Consider the following 16,972-nt stretch of genomic DNA (forward strand, 5'->3'; position numbering starts at 1 on the left):
TCAAAAAAATATCCAGGGCTAGATGCTTTCTTAAAAGGCGAAAAATTTCAAAAATTTATGCCTGATATTAAAGACTTCTGTATAGAGTTTGCAAGCGACAGCGGTAACGTTCCGTCTTGCTAATTAAGTGTAAAAAAATCTTACTTTAAGAAGGTAAAAAAAAGATGAAAAAAATCATCGCTCCACTGCTCATTGGGGCAGCATTAACGTCAGCATTTGGCGCGGATGAAGCATTAAAACAGGAGATCGAGGCACTTAAGGCGCAAATGGCTGAATTAAAAGATGCTCAGTCAAAGATTAACGTCGATGCGCTTAAAGCACAACTAAAAGAAGTCAAGGCACATGATGCGGGCGATAACATTAAATGGGATATTGACTTTAGAACATCTTATGATTATTTAGACTATAAAGTGACATCAGGCGCAATGGCTCCTGTGGATAGTGCTAAAAATGGGATTTGGAGCAATAAGTTAATTCTTGGCATGGCGGCACAACCTGCTGATAATTTAACATTTAAAGGATCGTTAAGCGCTTATAAGTTATTTGGAAATAATAATGCAACAGCTTACAATGCTTTTCAAAATATGGATTGGTACTCATCTGAGACTCCTGATGATTCTACGATTCGTTTAAGAGAGGCGTATTTCCTTTATTTTGGTAATATGGGTGAAGTACCTTATACTGTAAGTTTTGGCCGTCGTCCATCTGTTGATGGTTTTATGACAAACTTAAGAGCTGATAATGAGCACCCAGCATCGCCAATTGGACATAATATCAATATGGAATTTGATGGGGCTAGCTTTAAATTTGATGTTGAAAACCTTACTGGAATTTCAGGTATGTATTTCAAAATCTGTTTAGGTCGTGGTAATTCTAATGCTGATTCCAAATATGCAACATTTGATAATTTCCAAGGTTCATTAACAACTGCTGGAATGATGAATACAGCATTGCCTTATACTAAAAATGGTAATGATGCTCCTAATATGGACCTTGCAGGCTTACTTGTCCAAGTCTTTGATAATGGTCAATATAAATTAATGGCGAATTATTTTAAAGGCTGGAATATGATGGGTGCTAATATTCAGTGGAAAGGACAAGGTCTCATTGCAGATAATCCAGCTGATCCAACTACATATCTAGATGATACATATAATGTCAATCTTGTAGATGTTGGTGATCTAACAGGTGGTGCGTTATCACTTCAAGTCAATGGTATTGGTGATGGTATCAACGACTTCTTAGATGACAGTATCTTCTTTATTTCTTATGCATTTAGCAAAACGGATCCAAAAGGTACGCATGGTATCATGGCAAGCAATGCAGGTGCTGGTGGGACAGATGTAACTGAAATGTTAGGTTCTTCTGATAACGAAACAGGTTATTCTATCTATACAGGCGTTCAAGTTCCTGGTTTTATGAAAGATCAACGTTTTGGATTAGAGTATAACCATGGCAGTAAATACTGGAGAAGCTTTACCTATGGTGAAGATACTTTAATTGGTTCAAAACTTTCAGCACGTGGTAATGCTTATGAAGCATACTATATCCTTCCAATCGTAGGTAAAAACTTAACCGCGCAACTTAGCTATGTTTATATAGACTATGATTATTCTGGTAGCGATATGTTCTTCGGTTCAACAGGAACACCAATGACAAAAGCACAAGCTTTAGCAAATGGTATGAGTTTTGTTGATTCCGCTTCAGAAATTCGTGCTTCTTTACGATACAGATATTAGTCTCTATCTTCTTTAGAGAGGTCATTATGACCTCTCTACTCCTTTAGATTTTTCTCAATTTTGTTTACAATGTCATTATAGATACATTGTGTTTGTGTATCTCCTAGAGCGATAGGAATTTTTCCATTATCGCTAAGGGCTAAAATTTCATACGTCAGTGGAATTTGTCCTAAAAATGAAATGTCATACGTTTTGCACAGCTTTTCTGCGCCGCCTTCACCAAAAATATCGTATTTTTTGCCTGTATCTGGGGCTATAAAATAACTCATATTTTCGATGAGTCCTACAATGGGGACGTGTATATCTTGAAACATCACAATGGCGCGACTGACGTCGTCGGTACTCAGCATTTGGGGCGTTGTTACAAGTATTACACCACTTAGAGGAAGCTCTTGCGCCATAGTTAGTTGTACATCACCTGTTCCTGGAGGCATATCGATGACTAACACATCGAGCTCTCCCCAATTCACGTCGTCTAAAAACTGCATTAAGGCACTTATTGCAACGGAGCTTCGCCAAACAAGAGGTGTATCATTTTTTGGCGTTGTAAGCCCTACACTCATCACTTTTATTCCAAAATTTTCACTGGGAATCATCTTGTTCTCGTCATTCCATCGCAGTTTTTCATTTTCAACGCCTAAAAGTCTTGGTATGCTAGGCCCATAAATATCTGCATCAAGTAGCCCTACTTGTAATGCTCTTTGTGCAAGACCAACGGCAATATTTGCAGCAACGGTGCTTTTCCCAACCCCTCCTTTTCCGCTACTAATTGCGATAACTTTTTTAGCATAAGGTGCTCGGTTGTTTGGCTTTTGTGTTGTGCCATAGGTCGTTTTCTTTTTAATAATATTCATAGAGATCCTTTACATGTAAAAAGCATGAGTATAAATGCATATCTCTTTGCTTAATTGTTTGTGATAGTGGGATGAAATGTAACATATAATATACAGTGATAGAAGAAAAAGCTTTTTATTATGTATCATTTTCATCTTATTGCGTATATGTTTCCTTTAGTTAAGTTACATTTATGTAACAAATTCATCATACTTATTTTATTTTACATCGTGTTAAGTAAACGATGACTAAAATCGAGTAAATAGCTATAGTATAAAGCTAGAATTTAGTAAATTCGGCAATTTTATATAAGTTATAGTCTATTATTATGGTCTTTTGCTATTTTTTCACTAAATACAATGAGTAAAATAGATACATAAAGGAGATTGTATGGTTATATTTAGAACAATAGTTCTTTCATTGATGCTTTATACAGTTTCTTTTGCTACATCAAGTGACATATTGATTTCAGCAGAAGATGCAATGAAGCTTATCGGGAAGGATCACGTTATGTTCGTCACGGGCGATGATGAAGATATTTATGCCACAGGACACATTAAAGGTTCTGTTGAAATGTATGCGCATCACTTACATCATTCATCTATTACGGGTCAGATGGAGTGCGCGCCGTTATTTATGTGTCCGAAGGAGGCAGAGGCGTATATCGGGAAGAAGGGCATTGATAACGATACGCTTGTAATTGCTTATGATGATTTCAAAGGACCAAACGCGACGGGCGTGTATGCTTTTTTTAAAAGCTTTGGTCATGAAAAAATTAAAATCCTTAACGGTGGACGAGCGGCGATAATGGCGGCTGACCCTGAGCAGAAAATTTATGATGAGCTTAAAGCAAAGCTCAAAGCAGCAAAAGACGATAAGACGCTGAGTGATCAAATCAAAGTACAAATGAAAGAACAAGAGAAGAAACTCATTGTACAAAGAGGCGAAGAAAAAGAGCGTGTACCTAAAAAATATCATATTGACCTCCAAAAGATTGATTACACCTTTATTGCAGGGAAGGATGAAGTACTAAAAGCGGTGCAGGATTTGATTGCAAAGGGTGCAAAATCCTCTTATGCCATTATTGATGCCAGAGGCTTTGAGGAGATTATGGGTGAACGTAAGATGGATAATGTTGCGCGTGGTGGACATATTCCTGGTGCTACATTTATTGAGTGGAAAAATATCACAGACATGGATAAAAAGCTCTCCTTTAAAGAATTAGAAAAACTTCAAGCGGTGTTTGACCAAAATGGCATTACAAAAGATAAAACGATTTATGCGTATTGTCATGTCGGTGCAGGAAGAAGTTCTCACATTGTAACCGCATTGGAGCTTCTAGGATACCCCCATGTAAAAGTTTATACGGGCAGTTGGGACGAGTGGGCAAATGATATGAATTTGCCGATTCGACGATAAGGAGTTAAACATGTTAAAACGAAGAGATTTTTTGAAAATATCGAGTGCTACTGCTGCGATGATTGCAGGCGAAGGGTATGCATTTGCCAAAACGGGTGCAATGAAAATTGAGAATGCGAAAGAGCATTACCCCAATACAAGTTATACGGAAGCGATGTACCGTAATGAATTTGGATTTACGTATGGTGTAAAAGAAGAGCATGGTTTTGCGTACCATTGCGTGAATTGTCAAGGAAACTGCTCATGGGAAATTTGGTCCAATAATGGCGTCGTCACACGTGAAAACCAATCGTCGCGTTATCCTTCTATCAATGCGAAAATCCCTGATTTTAATCCTCGTGGATGTAACAAAGGGGTACAACACTCCCAAATCATGTACGAAAAAGACCGCTTACTTTATCCAATGAAACGTATGGGTAAACGAGGCGAGGGCAAATGGAAGCGCATCTCGTGGGATGAAGCAAGCCAAGAGGTTGCCCAAAAGATATGGGATGTCATGACCGATCCTAAAAAAGGTCCCGGCAAGTTGATGGTACATGCGGGTACGGGACTTTTAACCGAAGGCAGACGTGGTGGACCACTTCGTTTCTCGACACAGTTGGGTGCAGTACGAATTTATCCAGCATCATACCTCGGCGATATGTTCAGCGGTGCGGCTGTGGCGTATGGTGAAGGAAACTTAGGCTGTACGTATGATTTTATGTACACGGTCAATACGGCTGTTTTTTGGGGTGGTAATCCTTCGGTTTCTCGTATTCCTGATGCCCATTTTGTCTGGGAAGGTAAATACAACGGTGCAAAGGTCATTGTTATCACACCAGAATACAATGCCAGTGCACGTGCCGCTGATCTTTGGATACCGATTAAAGCAGGAAGTGACAACATCCTTGCGATGAGCGTTATTTTTGAGATTTTAAATGCAAAAATGTATCGTCCTGCATTTATGAAAACGTATACCGACTTGCCATTTTTAGTAAGAGCTGACAACAAGAAACTATTACGCAGATCGGATTTGGAACATGCCAAAGATGAAAAAGAGCACGAAAAATTTGAAGAACAGTTTTACACGTGGAATGCCAAAACCAATCAGCCTATTTTGATGCCAGGTACCGAAGGTAGCGATATAAAAACGTTGCGTTTAGCCGAATTTGATATTGAGCCAATGCTAGAGGGAACATTTGAAGTGACGCTACATGATGGCAAAAAAGTTGAGGTTACAACGGTGTTTGAGATGCTAAAACGCTCAACGGCTCGTTTTAGTCCAGAAGCAACGCAAAAAGATACGGGTGTTCACCCAGACACTGTTCGCCAACTCGCACGTGATATTGCTCTTCCAAAAGTTGTAGAAATTACAACAGGCTTTAGCTTGAACAAATATTTCAATGGCATGATGTCCATATGGAATATTGCATCTATCTGCGGCTTAACGGGACGGATGGGACCGTATGGCGGGCTTAATACCGAAAACGAGTTCCAACTGAGCGGCCTTGAGGCACTGAGTGGCTTTTCAGGTAAATACACCGCGCGTTTTGGTTCAGGCTTCGTGGGTGAATTCATTTTGGGCGATGGGATGAAAACGTTTGAGCAATACTTTAATGATGCTGACGTAAGGCGTGCTCAAAATGGAATGGGGAAAGAGGAGTATATGAAGGTTGTTTCTATGCTCCTTGAAAAAGGTAAAGACGGCAAAGAAAAAGGAGTGAAGCCGCACTGGACACCCGAAGTGGCATTGGTTGTTGCCGATTCAAAATTCAGACGAAACAAAGGCAACGCTTACAAAGAGGCGTTCTTGAAAAAAACAAACTATTTTGCTTATGTGGATACGCGCATGAGTGAAGCGGCTGTGTATGCGGACTTATTGCTTCCTGCAAAAAGCCATTATGAAGTGTGGGATATTCGCTCAAGCCCGGGATACCATCGCTTCACAAACCTCGCACAACCTGCAAAAAATCTTCGACCCGTAGGTGAGTCGATGGATGAGTGGAGCATGTTTACCCTTATAGCTAAAAAGTTAGAAGAGATTGCTAATAAACCAGAAAACAAAGAAAAAGCGAAAGTTACAGACGATAAACGCTATGCCAAAGAGGGCTATCATGACCTCACTATCGTCCATCAAGAGTTTACGAATATGGACGAAGATAGTAGGTCTGAAATGGAGCCGATTTTGGGCACGGATAAACAAGCCGTAGAAGCGGCGCTGAAAAACTGCGTGCAGTACGAGCCGTGGACGATTGAGAAGATGTACAAAACGGGCGGATTTTTGCAGCTCAATGAAAAAGCGGCGAAAAGCTCTCCTTTGTATGCAGACCGTCCGTTTAATTCCAACGAAGACCATCTTTTTAAATTCCAACGCTTTGAAACACTTAGTGGTCGTCAAACATTTTACGTTGATCATGACATGTACATCAAGATGGGCGCTCAAACCAATACGGGCATGCAGGGCATTCGCCCTGATACCAAAGCGCATCCGTTTGTCTTAATGACACCGCATGCGAGATGGAGTATCCACTCCAATTATAAAACAAGCCGTACACTCTTGCGTTTACAACGAGGTGTTCCTGCCGCGCAAGTCAATCGCGAAGTTGCCAAACTAAAAGGGATTCTAGACGGCGATTCCATTCGCATTTTCAATACGCTTGGCGAGTTTTATGCGATGGCCAAACTTAGCTCCTCTTGTCCGCCCGATGGATTGGTGTTGGAGCACGGGTGGGAGCCTTACATGTATAAACACAAAAAAGGGCATAACGAAGTCGTTCCAACGGCACTCAACCTTTTGGAGATGGCAGACGGTTGGGGGCATCTCAAATTTGGCGGTCTTTGGGACGGCAATCAATATGCGTACGATGGTGCGGTGAATTTTGAAAAGGCAAGGGGGTAGGGCATGTCACAACGTCAATTAGCTATGGTTATGGATTTAAATAAATGTATTGGGTGTCAGACATGTACCGTTTCATGTAAAACACAATGGACGAACCGAAACGGCAGAGAGTACATGTACTGGAACAACGTTGAGACCTATCCGGGTGAGGGGTATCCCAAAAAATGGCAAGAACTGGGTGGTGGCTTTGATGAAGCCGGTGATTTAAAAGAAGGCGTTGTTCCAAGCATCCAAAGCGAGTACGGCGTTCCGTGGGATTATAACCACGACGAACTCGCACTCGGAAAGCCGTTTCATCCCAATACTGACCCCAAATGGGGACCTAACTGGGATGAGGATGAAGGCGCAGGGGATTTTCCAAACGATAACTATTTCTTCTACATTCCACGCATTTGTAACCACTGCTCGAATCCTGGATGTTTAAGTGCGTGTCCGAGAGACGCGATTTTCAAACGTGACCAAGACGGCGTGGTGTTGGTGGATTTGGACCGATGTCAGGGGTATCGTTACTGTATTGCGGGGTGTCCGTATAAAAAGATTTACTTTAATCCGCGTATTTCTAAAAGCGAAAAGTGTATCTTGTGCTTTCCAAGAATCGAAAAAGGTTTACCCCCTGCTTGTGCACAGCAGTGCGTCGGACGTATTCGTTTTGTGGGCTTTTTGGACGATGAAGAGGGGCAAGTTTACAAACTGGTGAAAAAGTACAAAGTGGCATTGCCTTTGCGTCCCGATTACGGTACTGAAGCGAACGTTTACTACGTACCGCCAACCGAAGCGCCGCCAAAGTTTGATGCCAATGGAAAAATCATTGAGGGAAGTACGCGTATCCCCCCTGAAGCTTTGGAAAAACTTTTTGGAAAAGAAGTGCATGCGGCAGCTAAAACGTTAAAAGCAGAGATGCAAAAGCGCAAAGAAACAGGTGTGAGTGAGCTCATGGATTTACTCATTGCATATAAACACGAAGATATGTTTAGACTCGATAGCAATTACTACGCCAAAGTGGCGCAAGAAAAAGGTCTACCAGCTATCAAGCCTGTCGATCATCGTTACAGCAGTGGTAAATATACCTCTAAAATGACATTTTTTACCAAGGAAGTGCACTCATGAAAAAAGGCTTTTTTCTACTCAACGTAGTGTTGTTTTTAGGTGCAACAGCCTTAATGGCGAACAGCTTAGATGTTTTACATGTAAAAGATGATTTTACAAAATTGGGCTTTTCTTCTGCTTTATGGAACAAAGCAAAAGCACAAGAGGTGATGGTGTATCCTCAAACGACACTCAGTATGAATGATGCCGATGCCCTTCATGCAAACGCAGAAAATAAGGCAAAAATTTTACATGTAAAAGTGCTGAAAAACGACACAAAAATTGCATTTTTACTTCAATGGAGGGATGCAACCAAAAGTATTCAAGAGGGATTGAGCTCGACAGCGTATGGAGATGGATTTGCTGTGCAGTTTCCTATGGTAGCTGACGTACTTCCTTATATCGGTATGGGAAGTGAGGGACGTCCTGTGATTGTACATTTGCAAAAAGCAACGGGCCCTGTCTTTGAAGCCAATAATTGTGGAGATATCTATCATCAAATGGTGGCTTCCAACCAAAATGTATTTGAAAAAGATGCAAAAGCTTATAAAGCAGATGTTGCTAAAGAGGCAAATCACGACTACCAACGCACCTTTATTTCGGAAGGTTTTCGCTCTATGACGGAGCTTAAAGACAACTCCGAGCCAAGCGTTATGGAAATGCGCTATGCCAAAGGTATATGGATAGCATTGTTCGTAAGACCGCTTAAAAGCGAGCATTTAAATCTTGAAAAAACGTTTCCAATGGCATTTGCTCTTTGGGACGGTGATGCCAAAAATCGTGATGGCGTGAAGCGTTTAAGTGCGTGGATTGGTGTCAATGTCGATGGTTCCCATAAAGCGTTAGCTCTTTTAGAGGAGATCAAAGGCGATGCAAAAAATGGTGAAAAGATTGTCATGGAAAATTGTGCAACGTGCCATCAATACAAAACAGTGAAAAACGCGCCTAATTTTATGGCGCCCAATCTCTCTAATATCGGTGGTTACGGCAATGCTAGTTATATCAAGGAATCCATCTTGTATCCAAGTGCGGTGGTTGTTCCGGGCTACAATGCCAATGCACATAAAAACTTTTTATGGTACACAAGCAACGATAAAGGAGTGCGTACTTCGACGATGCCGCCGTTTGAGCACTTAGATGAAAAGAGTGTTAATGACATTGTTGCGTATCTTGAAACCCTCAAAGTGGAGGTTGAAAAATGAAAAAGGTGATACTTCTATTATGCGTCGTGTTTTTAAGTGCCTATGCGGAAGAGAAAAAAGGCTTTTTGACCAGTAAATGGTGCGCCGAAAACGGTTATTTTTCCGATTGTAGGCTTGAGAGCTTGGTGTGCGGTAGTGGAGATTGCTATAAGAGTTGGAATTTTGGTGATAAAATGAATGATGAATTGGTTTTGTTTGTTCACAATGAACAAAAAATGTACCATATCGATTATCATGCGATTCCTCGCTATCAATTGGACGAGCCAATGAACCGCAATGATGTGACGATTATCGGTGATATCAAAGGCGATACCATCGTCGCTACAAGTTTTAAAGCGCCGCCGCCTGCGCAGAAGAGTTTCTTTAAAGGATGTTTGTAGTGGATAAAATGATGAGAGCTAAAATGTATGCTTTTTTATCAAGAATGTTTCGTAATATTTTAGATAAAAAGCTCATTTTAGAACTTCAGCGTGATGATGCGTTGCTCGAATTGGTCATGGAGGAGCAAAAGGGGTGGTTTCAAACCACTCCTTTAGAGGAATTGGATGAAGCGCTCAATGTGGATTTTAGTTCGCTGTTTCTCATGCGTGCTTTGCCGATAGAATCAACTGTATTGGATGATAGAGATGAGGTGTTGGTTGGGCTTCAAAACCCGGTTATGCAGTTTTATTTTGAGCATGGCTATGAACTAAACCTTACCAAGTCTGAATTACAAGCCCCTGATCATTTGAGTTTTGAATGCGCTTTTATGCAAAATTTGATTTTAAAAGATGAAACGGCATCAGAGCGTGCCTTTTTAGAAAAGCATCTTTTGCAGTGGGCTCCTAGCTATCTTTTAAGTATGGCGGAAATGGCGCAGACTCCCTTTTATAAAGGGTTGTGTCAGTTAGGTGCTCAATTTTTAGTGGCTGATTATGAGGAATTATGCTAGATAGAACATTGTATCTTGACCGTGTGGGTGCTTTTGTATTGGATAGATTAGCGTGCTTACGCAATGACTATGCTATGAACGAATGCACGTTGTGCCAAGATGTCTGTGCGCATCACGCATTTGTATTTGAACAAGGCAAATTACGACTGACATCGTTGTGTGTGGGATGTGGCGCATGTATGGGGAGTTGTCCTAGCAAGGCGCTTTTCTTGTATGGGTTCTCCGTGGAAACGACAAAGCATCTTTTATCAAAAGAGGGTGAGAGCGTTTTTACATGTAAAGAGCATTTGCCTTGCCTTGGAGCCTTGAGCGTGGACGAGTGGAGCGCTTTGCTGTTGGCTGCTTCCAACGGTTTTACATGTAATCTTTTTGAGTGTGCTACGTGTGCGCATAATCATGAAGATAGTGTACAACGTGCGATCACAAAACGACTGGATGAAGCCAATCGTTTTGTTCAAGCGCTCGGTTTACCACAGCGTATTCGTACTATCAAACAGGATCTAGCAATTCCCAATCGCCGCCTATTTTTTGAACGTCTCTTAAAACCTAAAGCCCAAGATTATACTGCGCCAATAACACCGCTTTTTTCTTTAAAACAAACCCTTAAACAAAAGCTAGATGCAACCAAAATCGTGCCGGAGGCCTTCTCATTTATTCACGTAAAACGTATTTCCAAGGCATGTGATAACTGTAAAGAGTGTGTCCAATTTTGTCCGACCAATGCGTTAAGTTATCATCAAGACCAGACAAAAATTCTCTTTCAAATGGGAAAATGCATTGGGTGCGGCATTTGTGAAGATATCTGTCACAAAGAGGCTATAAGCAGTGTTGAAAGGTCGTATGATATCGTTGATTTTGCTTATGATAAAGCAGAAGTGCTTATCGCGCATGATTTACGCGTATGTCAGACGTGTAAATGTGCGTTCTCTTACAAAGGCGGTGAGATGATATGTGAACGTTGTGGCTGTTTCGAAAAAGAGCATGCTGAGATGTTTTTATTGGCGTCACAAAGCCACTAAACAGTAAAAATATGCTACTCTATAAAAAATTCACTCAAGGAGTTTTCATGCGATGGATTATCATGGCATCACTCTTCTTTTTACTAACTGGGTGTTCAAATTTAAGCAAAGAAAAATATGACAAATTGCAGATAGGAATGTCGTATTCTGCTGTCGTAGATATCTTAGGTAAAGCAACGCAATGTGAGGCATTGGCGGGCATGAGCGATTGTACATGGGGCGATGAAAAACGCTACATTAAAATCAAATTTATTACCGATAAAGTGATGTTTATGCACTCTTCAGGGCTCGAATAATTCACAAATGATTAACAAAACTCCTTTATAATTCCATTACGAATTAAAGGAGTTTTATTAATGAATGTTATACCTCGCAATATTTTAAGTGCCTTATTGACAACGATATTTGCTGTTGTTGCTATTACGGGCATTATGATGTTTTTCAAAATCCGCATCCTCTCAACAGAAGCGTTACATATTTGGCTTGGACTTGTTTTTGTACTAATTTCTCTGCTTCATTTAATGAAAAATTGGAGTGGATTTCTCTCTTACTTTAAAAAATCTTCGACCATGCTATCCATCGGTGTTGGTATTTTGGTTGTAGCCCTTTTTGTGATTGTCCCAATGTTTAGCTCTCATGAAAAAGGAGTGAACCCCAAAGGACAAATTTTTGGTGCGATGATGAACAGTCCGATTGAAAAAGTGGCAACGTTTTTAGATATGGATAGCGAACTTATCCTAAAAAATTTGAGTGAAAAAAGTCATATTATCGCCTCTTCGAAACAATCTGTGAGTGAAATTGCTCAAGCCAACAATAAAAGTAATGACGAAATTTTAAATGTTATTTTTTCGACGCCTAAGCCTTGATTTTAATGGGAATACTGGCTTAAAAGTTATCTTTGAAATGCTCTCTGATTTCCAAAAATTGGTCGATATGATGAAGAAGAAGATCGACCAATGTGGGATCAAAAGAGACTTCACGCTCTGCTTTAAAATAATCCAAAATACGCTCTAACTCCCACCCTTTTTTATAACATCGATCCGAACCTAAAGCATCGAAAACATCGGCAATGGCAGTAATACGTCCGTAAATATGAATCTCTTGTTCTTTTAAGCCTCTTGGGTAACCTTTCCCATTCCATTTTTCATGATGTTCGTGCGCAACAATGGCCGCAGCTTTAAGAATAGAACGAGAAGAGTGTTTGAGCATTTCATAACCCAACTGGGCGTGCGTTTGCATAATTGTCCATTCATCAGGGTCAAGTTTACCCGGTTTATTTAAAATGGCATCTGGAATACCGACTTTTCCAATATCATGCATTGGAGAAGCTTGACGGATGAGCTCTGCTTCCTCTTTTTTCAACCCGACGAGCGTGGCGAGCAATTTAGAATATTCAGCGACCCTTTTGACATGATTTCCTGTCTCTTGGGAGCGAGATTCACCAATCGCACCCATCGTGAAGACAACCTCTTTTTGCGTATCTTCAATTTCTTGATAGAGTTTGTACAATGGCGTAACATCATGGCTAATACACATAATCTCTTTGAGTTCGCCTCTCTCAAAAATAGGCGAAAATGTGGCATCTAAAAAACAGGCAATGTGTGCATGGTGATGGCACTCGATGATGCCATTCCATGTTTCCCCTTTGGAAATAGCCGAAAAAATTTCTGAAAAAGTACGTGCAGACAGTAATCCTAATGCAATGACCGAATGCCCTAGCATATCATTGGCATCGAGTTTGGCAACCGAACACATGGTTTCATTGACATATAAAATGGTTCCTTTTGCATCAAATCTGCAAAAAGAAGAGGCATGTTCAATGGCATTTTGGTATTGACGAATCATATCAAGATGGACTTGCAGGTTGTAATCAGTATCGCTGAGTTTAGTCTCTAAAATTTCACGATACGCTTCTAATTCTGTAATGTCGTAGCGAATCGCGATGTATTCCAAAATTTCTCCACGTTCGTTGATGATGGGAATAATCGTCCCATTAACCGTATAGCGTTCACCATTTTTCTTTTTATTGGTAATTTTTCCCTTCCAAACATTACCGCTTTTGATGGTGCTCCACATCTCTTTAAAAACATGATGAGGCATTTCTGGTGCACGAATAATGCGATGATTATGCCCTAAAAGCTCTTGAGCAGAGTAGCCTGAAAGTTTGACAAAAGGCTCATTGACATAGGTGATACGACCTGCCGTATTGGTTTTTGAAACGAGAGCTGAGATATCAACCGCTTCTTTGTATTGCTCCAATAACGATTCTGTGCGCTGGTTATTACGGTAAAAATAATACAATAGTCCCAAAACAAACCATAAAACAGCGATTTTCAGTATTTGGAAGAATGTAATCAGAATATACTTAGAATCATTTTGGATAGAGACCAATAAGCCTACAACTTCTTGATTGTAGTTATACACAGGTAAAATAACAGCAATGTGTGCATCAAACGGTGTTGTGAAAAATGATAAAGCAATCCCTTCCGAAGTGATAACGCGATGCACCAATTGATGAGAAAGTATTTTTAACGCATTTGGAATCGCCGCATGTGAAAAGGTTTTTCTCAGATAGTACTCTCCTTGGGCATCTAGTGGCGTAAATTGCTTTGTCCACTCCTGATTTTGTTCACCACGTTCTAAAAACGCTTTTTGATATATAAAGTAAGAGGTACTGTGCATGCTTTCATCCAAATATGCAACAATATGCTCCATAGGAATTGAAATTTGGGCATATCCCACATGTTGATGATTGGGGTTTAAGACACCGACATAGCGAAAGCCTTGAAAAGTGGATGTAAATAAAAGACCAAAAGCTGCTTCTTTTGTTTGCATCGCATTTTGTAAGAGCGTGTTATAGCCCAATAAAGTATGGTCGCTCGTGGGTACAGCTTGTGAATTCAGTAGTAAGTCACCTTGTAGCGAATAGATTTGAATGTTGGTCATATCTTCTTTGCGTAAAAGCGTTTGAATCGCTAAGAAGTCCTGCGGTGGTTGCTTTGTGAGATGTTGTTGAAGTATAGCAGGCATATGCATCTCAATCATGTGTGATGAGATTTCCCCGAGCTTTGCATATGTATTTAATTTATCTTCGTAGCGAAATTGAAAATCTTCAATCGTATGAGCATGGTAGTCATGGATGCTTTTCTGCCATTCAAGATAGATAACGCCTGTGAAAAAAATACCGATAACTAAAAAAATAAAAGTACTATGGCGGTATTTTACACGCATGCCTTACCTTTGTATTGATAATGTACTATTGTAGCATAGAGTCATTTGAAAATTATTTTTTTAAAGTTTTATGTGAGAAAAAGAGTGAAGGTGTGGCTACATCGTATAGCCACACGTGTTTACATGTAAAAAGAAAGAGACTACTTATCGTCTTTTTTCATAGCTTCTTTTGCACCCTTAACCGCGCCATCAACCATGTTCTTAGCAACTTCCCATGCGCGAAATCCTAGTTTCTTAGCCTCTTTTGCCATCTGTTTTGCTTTTTCGTTTTCAAATTCAAATTGCTTCAGCGATTCTACTTTGGAAGAAGCTTTCTTCTCAAGTTCATTAACATCTTTTTTAAGAGATTCTAATTTCTTTTCTGCCTTATCTTTGAAATTCTTTTCTAGCACCAAAGCATCGGCTTTAAGTTGTTCAATACGTTCTCCAATAACCTCTTTTGCTTCGTTGGCGGCACGTTTGATTTTGGCTGTTGAACTGTTCATCTCTTTGGTCATCTCTTTAAGTAGACCACATGAGATGCCTTCGCTTTGTGTTGCTAATGCATCAAGGAGTTGAATGAATTGCTCGTCAATTTTGAGAAGTTCTTTACGCAATTGTGAAAGGTCTGTTTCTAAAAGCCCTTCTAATTCATCTGTTGGCGCGTATTTGAGATCGTTTTTAAATTTATCAATCGCTTTAGCAATACCTTCTCTAACACCGTTAATAGAGCCTTCCAAAATATCCTTTGCGTGCCCCAAATCTTCATCGGCAATATCAACGCTTGCGGCAATAATCGTATGCGAAATATCAATGATGCGCTGCTTGTTCAGTTCACCTTCTGCAATCGTATGAAAAGCAAGATTCTTCGTAATTTCGTGAATCGTATCGACGATATCACTTCCTTTTTCAAGTGTTGTAAGAAGCGCTTCGGTAGTGGTCTCTTTTAAAATGCCTAGCATCTCAATCCCACGTAGCTTTGCATCATGGAGTGCTGTGATTGCATTTTGTTTTGTCTCGTCTTGCATACGCTCAATATGATGTTCTAAAACATCATAGGCATGTGTGAGGGTACTTTTAATCTGCTGTTTTTGTGTGAAAATACTTTTTTCAAGTTGCTCTTTTTCATAAATCGTTTTGTACAAAAATGCTTCTTTGTCATGGCTGACTGCTTTTAGGAGCCCATCTATCACACAATTGATTGATTTGGAAGATTTTAATCCTTCATCATGCAATGCTTTACAATAAAGCTCGAACAGCTCTCCAATGCGATTATAGATGTTAGAACTGTCTTTAAGACGTTGTAACTTTTTACGTGAAAGTTCAAAACAAAGCTCGGAGATGAGTTTGTGCAGTTGAGGATTTTCTTTGTTCTCTTTTAGTGTGGCTAAAAAAATAGTATATGTTGATTCCATGCAAACCTCTCTTTTATAGTACAAATTTTATGTGTTTGTGGGCTTTAAGGGTGTGATAAAGCATCTTGCGGTCATCAGCATTATGCACAAGTACACTGAGCGTATAACTTGTATAATTCCCTTTTTTACTCTCCTGTGATTTACTGATAGTATGAATCCGTTCGCACAAAATCTCTTCTTTGAGAAAAGAGAGATCATGCTCACTGCTCATGACCAGTTTGTATTCCCAATGGCAGGGATAATCAAGCTCGAGTTCGGGTGTATTCTCCACTTTTACCTCCACTTTTAGATTCTAAACAAACATCGCTAATCACCATGGATTTATCAATAGCTTTGGACATATCATAAATGGTTAAAAGACCTATACTAACGCCCATCAATGCTTCCATCTCTACGCCTGTTTGCCCTCGAAGCTTTGCGGTGACTCTCAATCTAAAGCCTGGAAGTTCAGGAAGCTCTTCAACATCGCAATTAACAGATGTTAGCATCAAAGGATGACACATAGGGATAAGGTCGCTTGTCTTTTTTGTTCCCATAATCGCTGCAATAACAGCAGTTTGAAGTACAGGGCCTTTTTTGGTTTGTTGAGAGATAATCATATCAAAAGCTTGCTGACTCATGGTAATCGTTCCGCTAGCGACAGCTACACGGAATGTATCGCTTTTTTCACTGACATCGACCATCTTTGGACGATCTTTTTCATCTAAATGCGTTAGTTTCATCCGCACCTCTTCTTTTTTATTCTATTATAGCACCATTTCTCTTAAGCAAGCGCGTGATAAGAGTGTGTCATTTTTTCTCACTTTTGTTGAAAAAGCACTATTCTAAGGTATAGAAATGAGTTTTATATGCTACAATGAGTTCACAAAGTCATTCAGTGTTCTCTTGAATTAACGTAGTTACGGGCGAAAGATAATGTGAATGATTCAAACACGAGGAGTATTGTAAAGATGAACATTTACGTAGGTAATGTAAAGTATGAAATGACGGGAGATCAACTCAAAGAGATGTTCTCTGCGTATGGCGAAGTAACCAGTGCACGAATCATAAGTGATAGAGACACTGGCAGATCAAAAGGTTTCGGTTTTGTTGAGATGCCAAATGATGCAGAAGCAAAAGTAGCAATCGAATCGACGAATGAAAAAGAGATTGGCGGAAGAACACTGAAAGTGAATGAAGCTAGACCTCGTGAAGAACGCCCAAGAAGATCCCCAAGAGAGTTCAACTAAGACGTTTATC

16 protein-coding genes are annotated in these 16,972 nt (G+C 40.0%); 11 read left to right on the plus strand and 5 right to left on the minus strand.

Annotated elements, in window-relative coordinates:
- Positions 1-164: 164 nt before the first annotated feature.
- Entirely contained in the window at positions 165-1,739 is a 1,575-nt protein-coding gene (locus AC5SLP_RS10775) for a DUF3373 family protein (RefSeq protein ID WP_495255157.1), read from the plus strand.
- Positions 1,740-1,774: 35 nt separating this feature from the next.
- On the opposite strand, the gene AC5SLP_RS10780 is transcribed toward AC5SLP_RS10775, so the two are convergent.
- Complete coding sequence (locus AC5SLP_RS10780; RefSeq protein ID WP_495255158.1) at positions 1,775-2,593, minus strand: Mrp/NBP35 family ATP-binding protein; 819 nt, start codon at positions 2,591-2,593, stop codon at positions 1,775-1,777.
- A 370-nt stretch (positions 2,594-2,963) separates the two neighbouring features.
- On the opposite strand from AC5SLP_RS10780, the gene AC5SLP_RS10785 reads away from it, so the two are divergent.
- Genes AC5SLP_RS10785 through AC5SLP_RS10825 form a run of 9 tightly spaced genes read left to right on the plus strand, consistent with a single transcriptional unit; the run spans position 2,964 to position 11,974 of the window.
- A complete protein-coding gene (locus AC5SLP_RS10785; protein WP_495255159.1) occupies positions 2,964-3,992 on the plus strand; it encodes a sulfurtransferase in 1,029 nt (342 codons plus the stop codon).
- A 10-nt stretch (positions 3,993-4,002) separates the two neighbouring features.
- Positions 4,003-6,870, plus strand: coding sequence for a molybdopterin-dependent oxidoreductase (locus AC5SLP_RS10790; RefSeq protein WP_495255160.1), 2,868 nt, complete (start codon positions 4,003-4,005; stop codon positions 6,868-6,870).
- A gap of 3 nt (positions 6,871-6,873) precedes the next feature.
- Positions 6,874-7,977, plus strand: a complete 1,104-nt coding sequence (locus AC5SLP_RS10795) for a 4Fe-4S dicluster domain-containing protein (protein WP_495255161.1) — start codon at positions 6,874-6,876, stop codon at positions 7,975-7,977.
- On the plus strand, positions 7,974-9,158 hold the full coding sequence (locus tag AC5SLP_RS10800) for an ethylbenzene dehydrogenase-related protein (RefSeq protein ID WP_495255162.1): 1,185 nt from the start codon (positions 7,974-7,976) through the stop codon (positions 9,156-9,158). The genes AC5SLP_RS10795 and AC5SLP_RS10800 overlap by 4 nt, the downstream gene beginning before the upstream one ends.
- Positions 9,155-9,538, plus strand: a complete 384-nt coding sequence (locus AC5SLP_RS10805; RefSeq protein WP_495255163.1) for a hypothetical protein — start codon at positions 9,155-9,157, stop codon at positions 9,536-9,538. The genes AC5SLP_RS10800 and AC5SLP_RS10805 overlap by 4 nt, the downstream gene beginning before the upstream one ends.
- A gap of 8 nt (positions 9,539-9,546) precedes the next feature.
- Entirely contained in the window at positions 9,547-10,089 is a 543-nt protein-coding gene (locus AC5SLP_RS10810) for a TorD/DmsD family molecular chaperone (protein ID WP_495255313.1), read from the plus strand.
- Entirely contained in the window at positions 10,083-11,108 is a 1,026-nt protein-coding gene (locus AC5SLP_RS10815; RefSeq protein ID WP_495255164.1) for a 4Fe-4S binding protein, read from the plus strand. Before AC5SLP_RS10810 ends, AC5SLP_RS10815 begins: the two co-directional genes overlap by 7 nt.
- Before the next feature lie 47 nt (positions 11,109-11,155).
- Positions 11,156-11,404, plus strand: a complete 249-nt coding sequence (locus AC5SLP_RS10820) for a DUF3862 domain-containing protein (RefSeq protein ID WP_495255165.1) — start codon at positions 11,156-11,158, stop codon at positions 11,402-11,404.
- A gap of 60 nt (positions 11,405-11,464) precedes the next feature.
- Positions 11,465-11,974, plus strand: coding sequence for a DUF4405 domain-containing protein (locus AC5SLP_RS10825; protein ID WP_495255166.1), 510 nt, complete (start codon positions 11,465-11,467; stop codon positions 11,972-11,974).
- A 19-nt stretch (positions 11,975-11,993) separates the two neighbouring features.
- Here the strand turns inward: AC5SLP_RS10825 and AC5SLP_RS10830 are convergent, their stop codons facing one another.
- The 4 genes from AC5SLP_RS10830 to moaC form a co-directional block, all read right to left on the minus strand.
- Entirely contained in the window at positions 11,994-14,339 is a 2,346-nt protein-coding gene (locus AC5SLP_RS10830; RefSeq protein WP_495255167.1) for an HD domain-containing phosphohydrolase, read from the minus strand.
- Between the two features lie 140 nt (positions 14,340-14,479).
- Complete coding sequence (locus AC5SLP_RS10835) at positions 14,480-15,733, minus strand: DUF6781 family protein (RefSeq protein WP_495255168.1); 1,254 nt, start codon at positions 15,731-15,733, stop codon at positions 14,480-14,482.
- Between the two features lie 13 nt (positions 15,734-15,746).
- On the minus strand, positions 15,747-16,004 hold the full coding sequence (locus AC5SLP_RS10840) for an HP0495 family protein (protein WP_495255169.1): 258 nt from the start codon (positions 16,002-16,004) through the stop codon (positions 15,747-15,749).
- The gene (gene moaC / locus AC5SLP_RS10845) at positions 15,976-16,455 is read right to left on the minus strand and encodes a cyclic pyranopterin monophosphate synthase MoaC (RefSeq protein WP_495255170.1); all 480 of its coding nucleotides are present in this window, start codon (positions 16,453-16,455) and stop codon (positions 15,976-15,978) included. Before moaC ends, AC5SLP_RS10840 begins: the two co-directional genes overlap by 29 nt.
- Before the next feature lie 228 nt (positions 16,456-16,683).
- Here moaC and rbp point away from each other — a divergent pair, with 228 nt between their 5' ends.
- On the plus strand, positions 16,684-16,962 hold the full coding sequence (gene rbp / locus AC5SLP_RS10850) for an RNA-binding regulator (protein ID WP_495255171.1): 279 nt from the start codon (positions 16,684-16,686) through the stop codon (positions 16,960-16,962).
- Positions 16,963-16,972 lie beyond the last annotated feature (10 nt).

Source organism: Sulfurospirillum sp. E15m, assembly GCF_059415145.1.

What these genes read in the sequence shown, in the direction of transcription:
- AC5SLP_RS10775 (WP_495255157.1), top strand. Translation starts at nt 165, where the DNA reads ATGAAAAAAATCATCGCTCCACTGCTCATTGGGGCAGCATTAACGTCA.
- AC5SLP_RS10780 (WP_495255158.1), bottom strand. Translation starts at nt 2,593, where the DNA reads ATGAATATTATTAAAAAGAAAACGACCTATGGCACAACACAAAAGCCA.
- AC5SLP_RS10785 (WP_495255159.1), top strand. Translation starts at nt 2,964, where the DNA reads ATGGTTATATTTAGAACAATAGTTCTTTCATTGATGCTTTATACAGTT.
- AC5SLP_RS10790 (WP_495255160.1), top strand. Translation starts at nt 4,003, where the DNA reads ATGTTAAAACGAAGAGATTTTTTGAAAATATCGAGTGCTACTGCTGCG.
- AC5SLP_RS10795 (WP_495255161.1), top strand. Translation starts at nt 6,874, where the DNA reads ATGTCACAACGTCAATTAGCTATGGTTATGGATTTAAATAAATGTATT.
- AC5SLP_RS10800 (WP_495255162.1), top strand. Translation starts at nt 7,974, where the DNA reads ATGAAAAAAGGCTTTTTTCTACTCAACGTAGTGTTGTTTTTAGGTGCA.
- AC5SLP_RS10805 (WP_495255163.1), top strand. Translation starts at nt 9,155, where the DNA reads ATGAAAAAGGTGATACTTCTATTATGCGTCGTGTTTTTAAGTGCCTAT.
- AC5SLP_RS10810 (WP_495255313.1), top strand. Translation starts at nt 9,547, where the DNA reads ATGATGAGAGCTAAAATGTATGCTTTTTTATCAAGAATGTTTCGTAAT.
- AC5SLP_RS10815 (WP_495255164.1), top strand. Translation starts at nt 10,083, where the DNA reads ATGCTAGATAGAACATTGTATCTTGACCGTGTGGGTGCTTTTGTATTG.
- AC5SLP_RS10820 (WP_495255165.1), top strand. Translation starts at nt 11,156, where the DNA reads ATGCGATGGATTATCATGGCATCACTCTTCTTTTTACTAACTGGGTGT.
- AC5SLP_RS10825 (WP_495255166.1), top strand. Translation starts at nt 11,465, where the DNA reads ATGAATGTTATACCTCGCAATATTTTAAGTGCCTTATTGACAACGATA.
- AC5SLP_RS10830 (WP_495255167.1), bottom strand. Translation starts at nt 14,339, where the DNA reads ATGCGTGTAAAATACCGCCATAGTACTTTTATTTTTTTAGTTATCGGT.
- AC5SLP_RS10835 (WP_495255168.1), bottom strand. Translation starts at nt 15,733, where the DNA reads ATGGAATCAACATATACTATTTTTTTAGCCACACTAAAAGAGAACAAA.
- moaC (WP_495255170.1), bottom strand. Translation starts at nt 16,455, where the DNA reads ATGAAACTAACGCATTTAGATGAAAAAGATCGTCCAAAGATGGTCGAT.
- rbp (WP_495255171.1), top strand. Translation starts at nt 16,684, where the DNA reads ATGAACATTTACGTAGGTAATGTAAAGTATGAAATGACGGGAGATCAA.